This is a genomic window from Zunongwangia sp. L-65 (genome assembly GCF_056859415.1).
The window spans coordinates 1-15,608 of sequence record NZ_JBSXOK010000035.1; the positions used below are offsets into that span (position 1 = coordinate 1).

The window sequence follows — 15,608 nt, forward strand, 5'->3', positions numbered from 1 at the left end:
TGTAGAGTACAAAATCACTACGGCCATCAAGCTTATGGCGGTCTACTTTAGTGGGATCTTCCCACTCGTTTTGCTGCGTATAGCCCACCGTAAACAATAATAATCCTAGTAGGCTTAAAAAGGTCTTTTTCATAGTTTTAGTATAATTCGATGTTCGGTTTTTTAAATTTCTTTATATCGTTTTAAAGCCTCAATAAAATAATAATCGCCATAAGTTAATGGTACGTCTACTTCAGTTTTATTAGGCATGTTTCCTACACCATGTTTAAGCAAAAATCCACCTAACTCGTCCTGATTTGCTAAATATTCAGGACTGCACAAGGTTTTCAACATTTGTTCAGCAGCTTTAAAATATTGCGTTTGATCTGTAAACTCATATAATTCTAATAAAGCCGAAGCCATCACCGAAGCTGCAGAACTATCTCTTAAATCATTTGGAATTTTATCAGTATCAAAATCCCAAAAAGGCACCTTATCTTCTGGAAGATTAGTATGATTTAATATAAAATTGGCGATATTTTTTGCCATTTCTAAATACTTTTCATCTTTGGTTGCCCGGTACATCACGACATATCCATATAAACCCCAGGCCTGTCCTCTTGCCCATGAAGACTCATCTGCATATCCCTGATTTGTAATTTGCTTTTTTACAGTTCCGGTATTTTCATCATAGATTACTTCGTGATAGGAACTATAATCATCCCTAAAATGATTCTGCATCGTAGTATTCGCATGATTTACTGCAATATCATAGTAGGTACTGTCACCACTATATTCCGTAGCCCAAAACAAAAGCTCCAGATTCATCATATTATCTATAATCACTACCAAATCATCTTCCCCTGCTTTATTCCAGGAAGCGCTATCCCAGGATCTAATGGCTTTTACCGTATCATTATAACGTGTCGCCAGTGATTTAGCGCTATTCATTAAAATCTCCTGATACTCTGGTTTTGGATCAATACGGTTGGCATTACCAAAACTGCAAAACATCATAAATCCAAGATCGTGAGTAGAGGTGTTAGATTCTTCTCTCTTAAGATCTTCTAATATCCTTTCAGCTTCAATTTTTAAACTATCCTCACCGGTTTCTTCGTAAAGATACAAGAGCGTTCCCGGATAAAACCCGCTTGTCCACCAACCTGAATTACTGGATTCAAATTCGTTCTTTTTAGGATAAAAGGTCTTTGGGTACCTACTTTTCTCTAAGCTTTCGGACATTGCTAAATACTGATTAGCCGCTAACTGGTTTACTGAATCTATTTTTTCTTCGGAAATGCTTTTAGTTAATTCAGCTTCCGAAGATTCTTTTTCTTCAATATTTTTATTCTCTTTACAGGAAATCAGCGTGATCAAAAAAACAACAATGCTAAGTATTTTAATTGTATTTAATTTCATTAGGCTTATCTATAATTATTTATTACTTCGGCAAATTTGAAACTTCCAGTATCCGAACCTCTGTAGGTGGTGTCGTTGCAAGCCCCTCTCCATCCAACTGAGTGACTTTCTGAACAAAAACATGTAATTTTCTTTCTTTACCCCAAAGCTCCAAATCATAATTCGGTTCCCACTCGCCTACAGATTCTTTTGTAAGATCAATTACTTTCCAGGGTTTATTGGTATGCAACTGGTGATAGGCTAAAGAAACTTTGTTTTCTCTTTCCTGATCTCTAAACAAAAGATAAATCGTGGGATCATTTTTGGTTTCCTTAAGTAAAATATCCGGTCTTGAAATCGGAATTTTTTTAGTTCCCCCACCGCCTAATTGAAATGATGTATTCCTAAAATTAGTATTTTCGTGCTTCCATTTTCCATCTTCCAGATAGATTATTTGGTAATCGGTTTTATTATTTTCTGTCCAATAAGTGGCGATAAAAGGATTTCCGTTTTTATCGGTCGTCATAGCGGTTTGATTAATTAATCCGCTTTTCTGCGGAATCCTCCAGGAATATTCAGCGGTTTCAGCCGTTACAGGCAGGGAATATTTTTCACCGGTCGATTTCTCCCAGGTTTTTCCACCATCTTTAGATCTGGCATAGGCCATATCATGATTGGTAGAAACGTCCCAGCTTTCACGCCACACCCATGATAAATGAATCGTTCCCTTTGTATCTACACTAGCTTGCCAGTAAGCGTTTCGCTCTCCTTCACCATCTATAAGATTCTCATGCAAATCTGTCCAATTTTGGGTTTCAATATTATAAAGTTTTGAAACCAGTTTACCTTCCCCGGATTGTCCAGACCTAAACAGGAAGAGAAGATTTCCATTTTTAAGATTATAAAATTGGGGGTAAGAAACTTTATTTTCATCCTTACCTGTCATCCTTGTTTTACCACCAAGTTGTGGACTTAAAATCGAGTCGCCAACTGCATAATTTAGAGGATTATCGTGGTGATCCCAGCTTACATGTAACTGTTTATTGCCGTCTACCGCAAGGCTTATCGAATTATGTGCATCTTTCGCATTACCGGTAAAATCACTACTACTTAAATCGAAATTTGATGAATTGAGTTTCCTTTTTGCAATAATCATGTGCTCGTTATTATCGTAATATCCCAGAAATTGATACTCTCCTGCTGATGTTATTGCATTCTTTCTAAAAATTGTGGTATTAACCGAATTATTGGCCCATCCTTCTCCTACATGAAATTCTTTTACCTTTACTGATTTACAGGATAAGCATAGAAAAACCAGATAAATAAAGTGTAATAATTTAAACTTCATCTTTTAAAGATAGGATTCTACAATTTTTGTAAATTTTTACTATATATAAAAGGTGCTATTGGATTAATTTAAGGGTATAAATTGATCAATTCATATAAAATCTAGCTACAATCGAAAGAGAAAGCAGACGATTAATCAAATAATCGCCTGCTTTGCAAGCAAAACTCAAATTACCAACTAATATCCGGGATTCTGCTCTAAAACAGCATCCTTATTTAACTGTATCTCTGTTAAAGGTATGGGAAAAAGTTCATGAAATTCCTGTAATCCCTCAATACGCATAAGATCAGGAAGAGGGACGCTGGGGCTTTGAAGGTTTAATCGTGTAGCACGTTCCACAAGCATCCCGGTCCTCATGAGGGTCATCCTCCTATTTTCTTCGGCAATAAGTTCACGTGCGCGCTCATCCAAAATGAAATCAATATCCATTTCGCCAGCAGATACCATAGGTGCATTGGCACGTTGTCTTAGAATATTGATCGTAGAGGCAGCACCATCCAAATCGTTTTGCATAACCTGGGCTTCCGCTTTAAGCAAGTAGGTTTCTCCCAGTCGCATAAGTATAAAATCCTTCCACATCCCGAAGCCAAAAACATCTGTAGGATCAAAATGGCCCCATTTCAGTGAATACGGATTAATTCTACCCAAAGTATCAATAGTTTCATAAGGAACCATATCCTGATAGTTGAAATCTACCTGACTATAATCAAAATTTGGATTGTTATAATAGAACCTTCTTTTGATATTGTATTTGGAATTACGCATATCATCATCATCATAAAGATCGTAAAGTACCCAATTATTAAGGCGAATACGTGATAAACCACGACCACCAAGAGAATCTGCGGGTACTAGACCATTCACATTATGATAGGCAGCTCCCCATACACGACGTTGCTGAGGAAAACCTGTAGATCCTCCTCGTACCTCAGCAGGGTTTTCATTTTCCAATACCCAGATAGCCTCTGTATTTCCCTGGGATCTACGCTGGTTGCCTTTAAAAAACATATCTGAAAATGGATCACCAGGTTCATTGGATTTTACGCCATATCGTTGCGTAACCAGTGAAAATTTTCCGCTATTGATAATCAGGTCTACCTGCTCTTCAGCAAGTTCAGGCCGATTTGATCTCAAATAAAATTCTGCAAATAATTGACTGGCTACATAACGATTTACGCGAGCTTCGTACCTTGGAGTATTTGTAGGGTCTCCAAGGTTCTCCACTGCATAACTAAGATCTATTTCGATCTGATCATTGATCTCTTGTAATGAATTACGAGTATAATCAAATCTTGGTTCGGTTACTGGATCCAAGATCAGTGGAACTCCTCCAAAAAGTGTTGCTAAGTTATTATAGGCTAAAGCTCTAAAAAACCGTGCTTCTGCATTAATCGCATTGGCATCTTCTTGTGATATTCCTTCAGGAGGGGTCTGCTCTATACTATTAATGATGCTATTTGCGTTTTCGATCATGTTAAACCATAGATCCCAACTTTGAAATGCAGCACCATTATCTGATGTAAGTTCATTGTATTTGAACCAGGGCACTTCTACACCCTGCGGTGCTGTAGGCCAAACAATATCGGTTCCTACCTGCCATACCGATAACCAGCCCTGCTCGCCATTACGAGTGTAAAATGTACTAAGCTGTTGGTAAAGACCGATAAGCTGCGCCTCATAACCAAGTTCGTCATTTAGAGTTTCAGGCGTAAATGACGACCTTACCTCCTCCTCTAAAAAATCATCGCTACAGGAAACAAATGTATAGGAACCCAAAGTCAAAATGATTAAAACTATTTTTATTCTATTTTTCATAAAATTCACTTTAATAAAATCTTTTATAATGATATATTAACACCTAATGAAAATGACCTTACCACAGGGTAATTATTATTCCAACTTCCATTACTATCACTAGATCCACGATTATATTGTCGGCTTTCAGGATCCCAGCCTATCCAATCTGTCAAGGTATACAGGTTTCTACCAGCCACATAAACCATAAGATCGGTAAGGGCAAATTTTTCTATGCTTGCCGCAGGAAACCTATAGCTAAAACGGGCATCTTTAAGCCTTACATAACTTGCATCTCTCGGATAACCATAGCCTCTTGTGTTTCTGAAAACAAGGGAAGGAAATTCATTACTTTGATTTTCAGGCGTCCAATAGCCCACTGCTTCGGGTGTATTTCTTCTCGCTACCTCATCTCCATAACTGATATCCGAATTGCCTTTTAAAACACCTTGTACCGTTTGAATAAAGAAAGATAAGTCAAAATTCTTATAAGAAATACGGTTAGTAATTCCGCCAGTCCAACTTGGTAAAGAATTCCCCAAATAACTTCTATCATTCTCTGGATCAATTACACCATCATTATTGAGGTCTGCAAATTTAATATCTCCGGGTTGCGCATTAAAAGTACCGGTATCCTCACCTTCCTGCCATATTCCTATCATATTATAGTCAAAAATGGCCCCTAGAGATTCCCCGATAAACCATCTATTAGGTATATCACTTTCCCCATCTCCATAAAGGTCTACAATCTCATTTCGATAAGTTGAAAAATTCACGTTGGTTTCCCAAGAGAAATTATCATTTCTTACATTAATGGTATTGACCGTAAATTCCAGACCTTTATTCCTTACCTCACCTATATTATCTATAATATTGTTTGTTCCTGTAAGGGCAGGAATACTTCTGCGGAGCAGAAGGTCATCAGTATTAGAGTGATAAATCTCTACTGTACCATTGATTCTATTGTTTAAGAAGCCAAAATCAATCCCCAAGTTGGCAGTCGTTGTCGTTTCCCATACAAGGTTGGGATTACCAAGCCCAGCCAGAAAGGTTCCTGTATATGCGGTACCTCCAAAAGGATAAAGTACTGTACCAGCCAGGGATTTGGTCTGATTAATGTTTACACCACGGTTACCGGTTTGACCATATGAAAATCTTAATTTTAAATTATTTACCTTATCGGCATTTTTCATAAAATCTTCATTATGAATATTCCAACCAACGGCCAGAGAAGGAAAAGTACCATACTTATTGGTATTTGCGCCAAAGGCCGAATACCCATCCCGTCTTGCAGTAAGCGTAAGTAGGTACCTGCTATCATAAGAATAATTGATCCTTGCCATTTGCGATAATAAAGTAGAACGTGAACTTCCCGTACCACCAGCTATATTTTCTGCTGATCCAATATTATTATATGACAATTGATCATTTATAAAACCGGTTCCGTTTAAATTTCTATTGAAAAATTCATTAGCCTGAGCACTGTAGAGACCAGTAAAGTCTAAATTATGTTTTCCAAAACTTTTAGTATATTTTAAAATATTTTCAATAATCCATACTTTTTCTTCATCACCTCCTATGTTTGCGAACCCCCTGTTGTTGTTTGCGGCCCTTCCCTCGTAATTACGGTATTCATAAGGATTTAAGGTATATGAGGTGTTCATTCTATAAGAAAGCCCTTCTAAAAACTGAGGCTTAATCTCAAAGAAAGCATTACCAGAAAGTGTACGCTCCCGCTCGTAGCGATCCGTGGTTAAGCCAAGTAACGGGTTTACGTATAAAAGCTCCGGTGCCATTGGAAATATAAGATATTCTCCATTGTCCTGAAGCGGAACCGAATAAGGGCTCATGGCAGTCGCATTAAGCAGGTTAGCCCGCCCGCCGTCAAAATTATTATTAGCAAAAAAAGCATTCAGTCCCACCTTTAACCAGTCTGTTATTGCAACATCCAGATTAGAACGCATCGTAAATTTCTTATAGTTATATCCTTTAATAACTCCCTCCTGATCTAGATAAAGACCAGAAACAAAATATTTTACCTTATCATTACCCCCTCGGATACTCAGGTTGTGCTCCTGTATTATTCCTGTTTGTGTGGCCTCCTCAAACCAGTTTGTTGTCCTACCCAGATTGTAGTTATCAATCTCACTTTGATTTTCAAGAATACGATCCTGTTCCCGGTCTGGAAACGCCTGACTAAAGTAATCCTCGTATTTCTGAACATAGGATTCTGGCCCCCGTGGAGTTAAGATATTTGCGAACTCTTCAAAGGCTGTATAAGTGCTATAGTTGATCTGAGGCGCACCGTCCACTCCTCTTTTTGTTTGTATTAGAATTACCCCATTAGATCCTCGAGTTCCGTAGATTGCCACTGCTGAGGCATCTTTAAGTACTTGAATCGATTTAATGTCTCTTACATTAATATCATTAATAGTACCTGTAAATGGAATACCGTCCAAGACAATAAATGGACTGGTGGAGCCATTAATGGAGTTTACTCCACGAACTTGTATCGAACCACTTGATCCTGGTACAGAAGAGCCCTGGGTAATATTCAAGCCTGCTGTTGTGCCTTGTATGGCCTGTGTAACATCTGTTACGGGCAAATTTTCTAATCGTTCCTCCGGTACAGATGCTACAGAACCTGTTACATCAGAGCGTTTTTGAGTTCCATATCCTACAACCACTACCTCTTCTAATTCTGCAGTATTTTCGGCAAGGGTTATATTAATTATGTTTCGATCTCCTACAAGTACTTCTTGGGATTCAAACCCAATAAAGGAAAATAAAATAGTATCCTGCGCTTTTGCACGGATAGAAAACATTCCATCAAAATCTGTTACAGTACCTGTAGAAGTTCCCTTTATACTAACAGTGACACTGGGTATTGGTACTCCCTGTTGATCAACCACTTTTCCTTTTATACTATTATCCTGAGCAAATAGGCTCAAGGACGAAAACAGCATTAAAAAAGCAGATAACACAAAATTGTAATTGTATAATTTCATTTGCTATTAAATTATGTGAATAAACGAAAACGATTTAGTTTACTTTATTAAAACTTTAGCAATACTCCTTAAATTTTATTAATGTTATGAGGTAGCAAATAATACTTTTAGGGGGGTAAAATGATCACATACAATTAACTAATTAAAAACCAAGTATTTAATTGATAATTTTTTCGTAAAAAACTATGAAAATTTTCAGGATTATATGAAATAATATTTCTAGAAATCTCATTTACTCTCATTTTTACAACTCAAAGAGAATTAAAGCCTATGCTATAGGCAGTATAATAATAAGGTATCATCACATTTAATATGCCCACCAACAGGTTTAATTTGGGGCTCCCTTTATATTTGTTTTTCAATTTAGGATAAGATTTATTGTCATTCCAAATGACTATAAGCGAAGAATTGAAAACCGATATTAATGAAGTAAAGTTAATCAGAACTTTATATTTTATTAATCCCAATGACTATATTCAAGGATTCTCAATTTAGGTATAATTCCATTTTCTGTTAGGCTTTACTTTACGTAGTTTACTTCATTCATTTTTGATGAATTTCGCGATACATATAGTATAACATCATTTGGCTCTATTAGATGAAAGAATATAAAAGAGTACAAATTTTAAATAAAATCATAATATTAACTAAAACACACTAACAAAAACCTATTTTATTCTTGTTTTATTTTATATATTTATTAATATTCGCAACATATTTTCATAAAATCACAAATCCTTTTCGTTCTAATTGCGGGTAGGCAGAATCACATTCCAAAATACGGATTATGAGAATCATAAAAACAAAAATCCAACTCCAATTTTTACTTATTGTTTCTCTTTTAAGTTTGAAAATCTCTGCTCAGGATAGTGAGCATAGCTCTCTTTTTCCAAATGGGCTCAAGTTTTATCATTATGATACTTCAAATGGATTATCCAATAATATGGTTAGTTCAATTACAGAAGATAAAATAGGTTTTATATGGATAGGCACAAATTCTGGCTTAAACAGGTTTGATGGTAATGAATTCGAAAAATTTGATAAAGAAAATTCAGGACTGCTCAACAATTATATTCAACAAATCGTACCTTCTACAAGTGGAAATTTGTACCTGGCCACTAATAGCGGGATTCACACTTATGACATTCAGAAAAATTTATTTCATAAAAAATCAATAGAAAATTCCAATCTCTCTGATGGTATCACAAGTATCATAGAATTATCGAAAGATATGCTGGTAGTAGGAGATTATTCTTCTGGTGTTCATTTTATAAAAGGGAACAGACACATAGCAGTTCAACGAAACAATATCTCAGAAAACGTTTTATTAAAAGAATACCGTATAAGCACATTAGATTTAAGGGATGACCATACTATTCTTGCGGGTACTTATAATAATGGTATTTACAGTATTTCTATAAACGATACTATAATAACAAATATAGAAAAGTTATTTCAGGGTAGGATTAATACTATATATACCGACTCAAAAAACCGACACTGGGTAGGAACCGATGAAGGTTTAAAGCTTATTGCTGACGGAAACGAAATTATACATATTAATAAAGAGAATAGTAAACTTACAGATGATGCTATTCGGAGCCTGGTTGAAGATAATCAGGGTTTGTTATGGATAGGAACTCGAAATGGTGGACTAAATATTCTTGACCCCACCTCCTTATTTAATAACGAAGAAATTAGGATTCAATCTTTTTCGCCCAAAAACGATGGCAGTAGTGTTTTTAACAGAAATATTTTAAACCTCTATAAAGATTCCAATGGGAACATATGGATCGGTACTGAGGCTGGTTTTGATTTTGTAGACCCAAAAGGAGAATCCATACAGCTTATCGATCATTCAACAAATAAAGATATTAAAATTTCCCACGATCGTGTTAAAGCTATTGCAAAGGGAAAAGAAGATAATATTTGGATTGGAACCGATGGTGGAGGAATTAACACCTATTCCCGAATATCTAAACGATTCGGAAAATTAGACCTTCCTCTTCCTACAAATCTGGTACTTTCTTTATTAGAAGATTCAAAAGAAAATCTTTGGATTGGCACCTATCGACAAGGCATAAGCAGATATAATCTTAAATCAAAGAAATTAACTACTTATTTAGATAGTAAAGTATCTGAGGGCAGTGATGTACGATCTATATTCCAGGATGCATCGGGTAATATCTGGGTAGGAACCAATCGTGGCGGATTATATCAATATAACTCTAAAAAAGATAGTTTTATATATATAGATGAGCTTGGCAAGCTTGATATTCGCAATATTACCCAAAAAGATACTAATGAAATTTGGCTTGCTACCTACGGCAACGGACTAATAAAATACAATTATAAAACAGGACAATATTCAGGTTTTCATACAGGAAATATCGATTTCCCAACAAACGTTGTTTTTAGCGTTCATTTTATAGATAATAACAACCTTTTGGTGGGTACCATGAACGAAGGTTTATTAAAACTAAACCTGGAAACTGAAAAAGTACAACGTTTTTCTACTAACGATGGTTTAAGTAATAATACGATAAATTCTATCACCCAGGATTTGTCTGGCAATTTTTGGATAGGCACCAATGACGGAATAAGTCTGTATGACCTACAGTCCAATAAGATTAGAAATCTTAACAATTTTAATAATATACAGGAAAGTGAATTTAATATTGGTGCCAGCCTCCTAACTCAGGATGGTATTTTATTGATAGGGGGTAACAAAGGTTTAAATATTTTTGACACTAAAGATCTATCTCATCCTGTTAAAACAAATTTCCCTACTGTTTTTAAAAATCTTGAAGTCTATGGAAAATCTATAAGTCTAAATGACAGTACTCAGACGATCCTGGAAAAATCCATTTCGCTAACCGATACCATTAGTATTAATTACAATCAGGCGCTATTTTCCCTGGATTTTGCTTCTCTGAAATATCCAAGATCAGATAATATTGAATACTCTTATATTTTGGAAGGTTATAATGATCACTGGATCAACATCAAAAATGCAAATCGGATTAACTTTAGCCAGTTGCCCCCAGGCGATTATAGGCTCAAATTAAAAACCAATAATAACGATTATCTGGAATCTTCAAATCAGTTATTTATTCAGGTAATCCCTCCTATATGGAGAACCCTGCCAGCATATCTTCTTTATTTTATTACTGCTGTATTGTTGCTATGGTTTGGCTTAAAATATTATACAGATAAAATTAAATTAAAACAATCATTGATTTTCGAAAAAAATCAGCGACAGTTAGAGCATGACCTTAATGAAGAAAGACTTCGGTTTTATACAGGATTTTCACATGAGCTTAAAACTCCGCTTACGATGATTTTGGCTCCGGTAGAAAGCTTACTAAGTGAAATTCGAAAAAAGGAACACATTAATAGTTTAAGGATCGTTGAAAAAAATGCTAAAACTTTATTAAGCAGAATAAACAAATTACTCGATTTTAGGCAAAGTGAAGATGGTTTAAATAAACTAAAAATCACGAAACATCAACTTACCAGGCTGTTATCAAAATGGATAGAAATGTATGAGCCTATAGCTCACAAAAAAGGGGTTAAAATAATTAAGCATATCGATTTAGCATCATCACCAGTTTACTGCGATCTGGAGAAAATACATATCGTTTTTAATAATTTAATGTCTAATGCTTTAAAATATACTTCAAAAGGAGACCAGATAAAGATCAAATTAAAACCAAAAGGCAATGGTTATCAATTTTCGATAAAAGATAATGGTACGGGTATTTCTGCCCAAATTTTACCTTATATTTTTGATTGGTACTATCATTCAGACGAAAAAGTGAAGAAAGACGGAAGCGGTATTGGACTTGCCCTTTCTAAACGTTTTATTGAATTGCATGACGGAGCAATCACGGCAAAAAGTATCGAAAATCAATTTACCGTCTTTAAAGTTTTCTTACCAAAAGGAAAACCAGATCTTTTGGAATCTGAAAATACTTCTGAAGTCACCGATTTTGTAAAAATAACCGCTGATATCCTTAACGAAAATAGGGAATTGGAACATCGTGCATTGCTTAATCCCGATACCGAGAGGGAATTAATTTTACTTATTGACGACAATCCAGATATTCATCATTATTTATCATCAATTTTAAAAGAGAAGTATGATCTTTTGCATGCTTTAAACGGGCAGGAAGGGATTAACATGGCCATAAAACATGTTCCAGATCTTATCGTATCTGATATTATGATGCCAGAAAAAAGCGGTATAGACCTTACCAACACTTTAAAATCTAAAAAAGAAACAACACATATTCCAATAATTTTACTGTCGGCTAAAGATGCACAAGAATCTATTATAACTGGTTATAATGAAGGAGCAGATGATTATATCACCAAGCCTTTTAGTACCGCCATTCTTAAAGCAAGAATTAGAAATCTACTGGATCGTAAATTCAGTTTACAAAAAGAGCTCCTTCAAAAAGAAGAAAATAAAAGTATAGAAACTGCTACGGAAAGTAAACAGGTTAAAATAGAAAAGCAATTCCTCAAAAAATTCGAAAATACCGTACATAAAAATATTCAGGTACAAGGAAAGCTTGTAGAGATAATTGCGGAAGAAATGGGTATGAGCCGGGCATCGCTGTATCGTAAGATAAAAGCACTTACAGGAAGCAGTATTAACGAATATATTCGCGATATAAAACTAGACAAATCCTTATATTTAATAGAAAAAGAAGGATTAAATATATCGATGGCTGCTTTCGAAGTTGGTTTTAATAACATGAAATACTTTAGAAAAATCTTTAAAGAGAAATTTGGGCGATTACCTTCTGATTTTTCTTTGAATAAAGACCTCACCTAAAAACTAAAATTTTAAACGGAACCTCAACAAAAATGAAAAGAATAATTACTACTGCTATACTAGGACTCCTGCTCGCGAACGGATGTAAACCCGAAAAAACCGAAGAGTCAGGTTTTTCAATTTCAGTTAGTAACGACCTTGATTTTGATAGAAATGAAATTGTAAGTTTTGATGCTAAAAACTTATTAGACAAATTCGAAAAAGCTGCTATTGATTACATTCATATAACAGATTCTACTGGAAAAACCATAAGACATCAATGGCTCGATTACGATAAAGATGGTACTCCAGAAGAATTTTTATTTATGGCAAAAGTTGCTGCCCATAAAACTTCGCATTATAAAATAATAAGCGACAGCTCATTTGCAATGCCCGAAAAAGAAGTCGTAGCATATTCCAGGTTTGTTCCTGAAAGAACAGATGATTACGCCTGGGAAAATGATAAAGTGGCTTTTAGAACCTATGGTCCAACAGGGCAGAAAGAGGCTTTAGAAGGTGTGGCGGGAAGCACTCTTTCCAGCGGGATCGATATCTGGTTAAAACGCACCAACAAATCCATTATCAACAAGTGGTATGCTGAACATGTTAAAAATCCAGGATACTACCATACAGATCATGGAGAAGGTTATGATCCTTACCATGTAGGTAATAGTCGCGGATTAGGAGGCCTTGGTGTTTTTGAAAATGACAGCCTGTATGTTTCTCAAAATTTTGTGGAATATAAAACTATTGCCAGCGGCCCATTAAAAACCATATTTGAGTTAAGCTATGCCCCGTGGGGTCCTTATAATGTAAAAGAAACTAAAAGAATTAGCCTAGCTTTAGGATCTCATTTTTCAAAATTTGAAATTAGCATAGAAGCTGAAGATGGAATCCCTAATTACGCCACCGGAATTACATTGCACAACAATCAAGGAGAATACGAGATTGATAAAGAAGAAGGCTGGATTATGCATTGGGAGCGTATCGATGATGCACAGGTTGGAGAAGGTATTGTGATGAAACCTGCTGTAATCGACTCGGCATTTGCTTATACAAGTAAGTTTCCAGATCAAAGCAATCTTTTAGTTACTACTACTCCTAAAAGTCCGTTTACTTATTATGCAGGATTTGCCTGGGAAAAAAGCGGAGACGTAAGTAGTAAAGAAGACTGGATAGAAATCATAAAAAAACAGGCTAAAATTATAGTTTCTCCTTTGAAAGTTGCTTTTGAATATCATTGAAAAATAAAAAGAGGGAAGTTACTAAATCATTACCTCAATGCACACCCAAGAGGTCTAAACCAGATCGCCACATCCTGATAATCATCGAGATCGCAGTATTATTACTTTTTGGAAGTGCTGATTAAGTCAAAATTTCAAAGTACTTTTTAGCTCCACTCGATATCTACAAATCATTCTTTACAACCGCGGTCTTTATTAGACTCGCTGTTCTTAACTCTACAGTTTGAAGTGGTGGTAAGTCACTATATGGCTTATTTAAATAAAAATAGGCCGTTGCCGATACATCATCGCTACGATAAAAATTAGTCCATCCATCTGGAAAATCCTTATCCCCAAGCTTAGGAGCATTTTCTAACTCGAATAATTTTGTAAAATTAGGGGCATGATCAATAGTAACCGGAATTAGATCTGCTCCGTTTTCTACTAATTTTCGAACCACATCTCTGGGAGCACCACCCATTTGCTGAATAGTCACTTTAATATCCCCATAAAAATATACAGGGTCTGGAATATGATACCGATAGAATGCAAATGCACCCTCTTCCTTATCGGCAATAAGCGATCCCTGAAACATATGATCATAAGTTCCCTGTCCATAGGCCGTACCTACATAATCCTCTGTTCCTGAACCTACCAGACTTGGAAAATTGGAGTCGCCATCGATGTACATTTTTACCTCGCCTTCACCCCACCAGGTATCTTTATATAATTTATTGGTAACAATCCCCATATTAGTTCCTATAAAACGTCCCTTACCATTAATTTTCGGCAAGATCTTAAACGCTTCTCCTAAAGTGGTATTTTTCTCACGATTCCAATAGGCATGAAAATAAAATAATTCACCCTCATGATTTTCCTTTAATAAGTTTATATCATAAAATATGGCATCTAAATCTTTATCGGATTCATTGGTTATCGTAATGCGAGCCGATTTTTGAAAAGGCATGGGAACGAAACAATTAAAAGAACGGCCTTCCGGATCGCTAAATAGTTTGTTTTCGAAAGCTGTTTTTTGTCCTAAACCTAACCCAAAAAAATCTCCCAAAGGTACAGCTACGGCAGGTTTATCACTACCTTCCCAAAACATTTTAATAGTTAATGCCCGAAGCATTTCGGGCGAACGATCACTAATGGTTAGCCAGATCCTTTTTATCGTACCGCTGCCATCGATATCCAAAAGATCAAGGCTTTTCCCCGCCGGAATACGTTCAAATGGATGGCCTTTGGCACCTTTGTTTTCTTTACCACCGCCGCCCTTTTCGGCCTTAGCATTTTCGAAGCTTGCCCATCTTGTTACCTTTCCATCAGGAATATCATAAAGTTCCTGAGCAAGACCGTTTAAAAGACCAAAAACAACCAAGAAAACAGAAATTATTCTATTTTTCATAAACTTTATTTTTAGGATTAAAAATTAAGGTTCTAATTTTAAAATGGAATGGAACCCCTAATCAACAATATTGGGCATGCTCATAAAGTATAAATTGCAAAACCTTTTACCGTTTCAAAAAATGCTGATAAGATAGTTATAGAGATTTAATCAAAATATCATTACCTATTGGCTAATAAGGGAAAGGGGAAACCATCTATCTGGTTTAAGCCCCCATAAGGCTAAGCACGAGTTTTCTGGAACCTCCGTGATTCCTGTGTTCGCATAAATAAATACCTTGCCAGGTCCCTAAATTTAATTTACCGTTAGTGACTGGAATTTGAACTGATGTCCCCATAAGCGAGGCTTTAATATGCGCCGGCATATCGTCTGATCCCTCAAAAGTATGACGATAATAAGGCTGATCTTCCGGAACCATTTTATTGATATGACTTTCAAAATCATCCCTTACCGTAGGATCGGCATTTTCGTTTATCGTTAATCCAGCAGAAGTATGTTTTATAAACACTTGTAAAATACCCTGCTGAATTTCACCAATTTCAGGAAACTGATCTTCAATTTCACTGGTTACCAAATGAAATCCACGCGATTTAGGTTTTAATGCTATTTGTTTCTGAAATGTCTTCAT

8 protein-coding genes are annotated in these 15,608 nt (G+C 35.7%); 2 read left to right on the plus strand and 6 right to left on the minus strand.

Going from position 1 to position 15,608, the window contains the following annotated elements:
- Nucleotides 1–162: 162 nt before the first annotated feature.
- The 4 genes from AC13DP_RS02575 to AC13DP_RS02590 all read right to left on the minus strand — a co-directional run bounded on the left by AC13DP_RS02575 (nt 163) and on the right by AC13DP_RS02590 (nt 7,527).
- Complete coding sequence (locus AC13DP_RS02575; RefSeq protein WP_483067260.1) at nt 163–1,398, minus strand: glycoside hydrolase family 88 protein; 1,236 nt, start codon at nt 1,396–1,398, stop codon at nt 163–165.
- 22 nt (nt 1,399–1,420) lie between these two features.
- Nucleotides 1,421–2,725, minus strand: a complete 1,305-nt coding sequence (locus tag AC13DP_RS02580) for a BNR repeat-containing protein (RefSeq protein ID WP_483067261.1) — start codon at nt 2,723–2,725, stop codon at nt 1,421–1,423.
- A gap of 177 nt (nt 2,726–2,902) precedes the next feature.
- Nucleotides 2,903–4,540, minus strand: a complete 1,638-nt coding sequence (locus tag AC13DP_RS02585; RefSeq protein ID WP_483067262.1) for a RagB/SusD family nutrient uptake outer membrane protein — start codon at nt 4,538–4,540, stop codon at nt 2,903–2,905.
- A 23-nt stretch (nt 4,541–4,563) separates the two neighbouring features.
- The gene (locus tag AC13DP_RS02590; protein ID WP_483067263.1) at nt 4,564–7,527 is read right to left on the minus strand and encodes a SusC/RagA family TonB-linked outer membrane protein; all 2,964 of its coding nucleotides are present in this window, start codon (nt 7,525–7,527) and stop codon (nt 4,564–4,566) included.
- A gap of 787 nt (nt 7,528–8,314) precedes the next feature.
- Here AC13DP_RS02590 and AC13DP_RS02595 point away from each other — a divergent pair.
- Nucleotides 8,315–12,370 carry a hybrid sensor histidine kinase/response regulator transcription factor gene (locus tag AC13DP_RS02595; protein WP_483067264.1) on the plus strand — a complete coding sequence of 1,352 codons (4,056 nt, stop codon included), beginning with the start codon at nt 8,315–8,317 and terminating at the stop codon, nt 12,368–12,370.
- A 32-nt stretch (nt 12,371–12,402) separates the two neighbouring features.
- Nucleotides 12,403–13,593, plus strand: a complete 1,191-nt coding sequence (locus AC13DP_RS02600; protein WP_483067265.1) for a DUF4861 family protein — start codon at nt 12,403–12,405, stop codon at nt 13,591–13,593.
- Between the two features lie 163 nt (nt 13,594–13,756).
- Here AC13DP_RS02600 and AC13DP_RS02605 read toward each other — a convergent pair whose 3' ends face one another.
- Nucleotides 13,757–14,980 carry a glycoside hydrolase family 172 protein gene (locus tag AC13DP_RS02605; RefSeq protein ID WP_347405843.1) on the minus strand — a complete coding sequence of 408 codons (1,224 nt, stop codon included), beginning with the start codon at nt 14,978–14,980 and terminating at the stop codon, nt 13,757–13,759.
- A 205-nt stretch (nt 14,981–15,185) separates the two neighbouring features.
- The gene (locus AC13DP_RS02610; RefSeq protein ID WP_347405844.1) at nt 15,186–15,608 is read right to left on the minus strand and encodes a secondary thiamine-phosphate synthase enzyme YjbQ; all 423 of its coding nucleotides are present in this window, start codon (nt 15,606–15,608) and stop codon (nt 15,186–15,188) included.

Coding starts and splice junctions, on each gene's coding strand:
- AC13DP_RS02595 (WP_483067264.1), top strand. CDS start 8,315: ATGAGAATCATAAAAACAAAAATCCAACTCCAATTTTTACTTATTGTT.
- AC13DP_RS02575 (WP_483067260.1), bottom strand. CDS start 1,398: ATGAAATTAAATACAATTAAAATACTTAGCATTGTTGTTTTTTTGATC.
- AC13DP_RS02605 (WP_347405843.1), bottom strand. CDS start 14,980: ATGAAAAATAGAATAATTTCTGTTTTCTTGGTTGTTTTTGGTCTTTTA.
- AC13DP_RS02600 (WP_483067265.1), top strand. CDS start 12,403: ATGAAAAGAATAATTACTACTGCTATACTAGGACTCCTGCTCGCGAAC.
- AC13DP_RS02610 (WP_347405844.1), bottom strand. CDS start 15,608: ATGAAGACATTTCAGAAACAAATAGCATTAAAACCTAAATCGCGTGGA.
- AC13DP_RS02580 (WP_483067261.1), bottom strand. CDS start 2,725: ATGAAGTTTAAATTATTACACTTTATTTATCTGGTTTTTCTATGCTTA.
- AC13DP_RS02585 (WP_483067262.1), bottom strand. CDS start 4,540: ATGAAAAATAGAATAAAAATAGTTTTAATCATTTTGACTTTGGGTTCC.
- AC13DP_RS02590 (WP_483067263.1), bottom strand. CDS start 7,527: ATGAAATTATACAATTACAATTTTGTGTTATCTGCTTTTTTAATGCTG.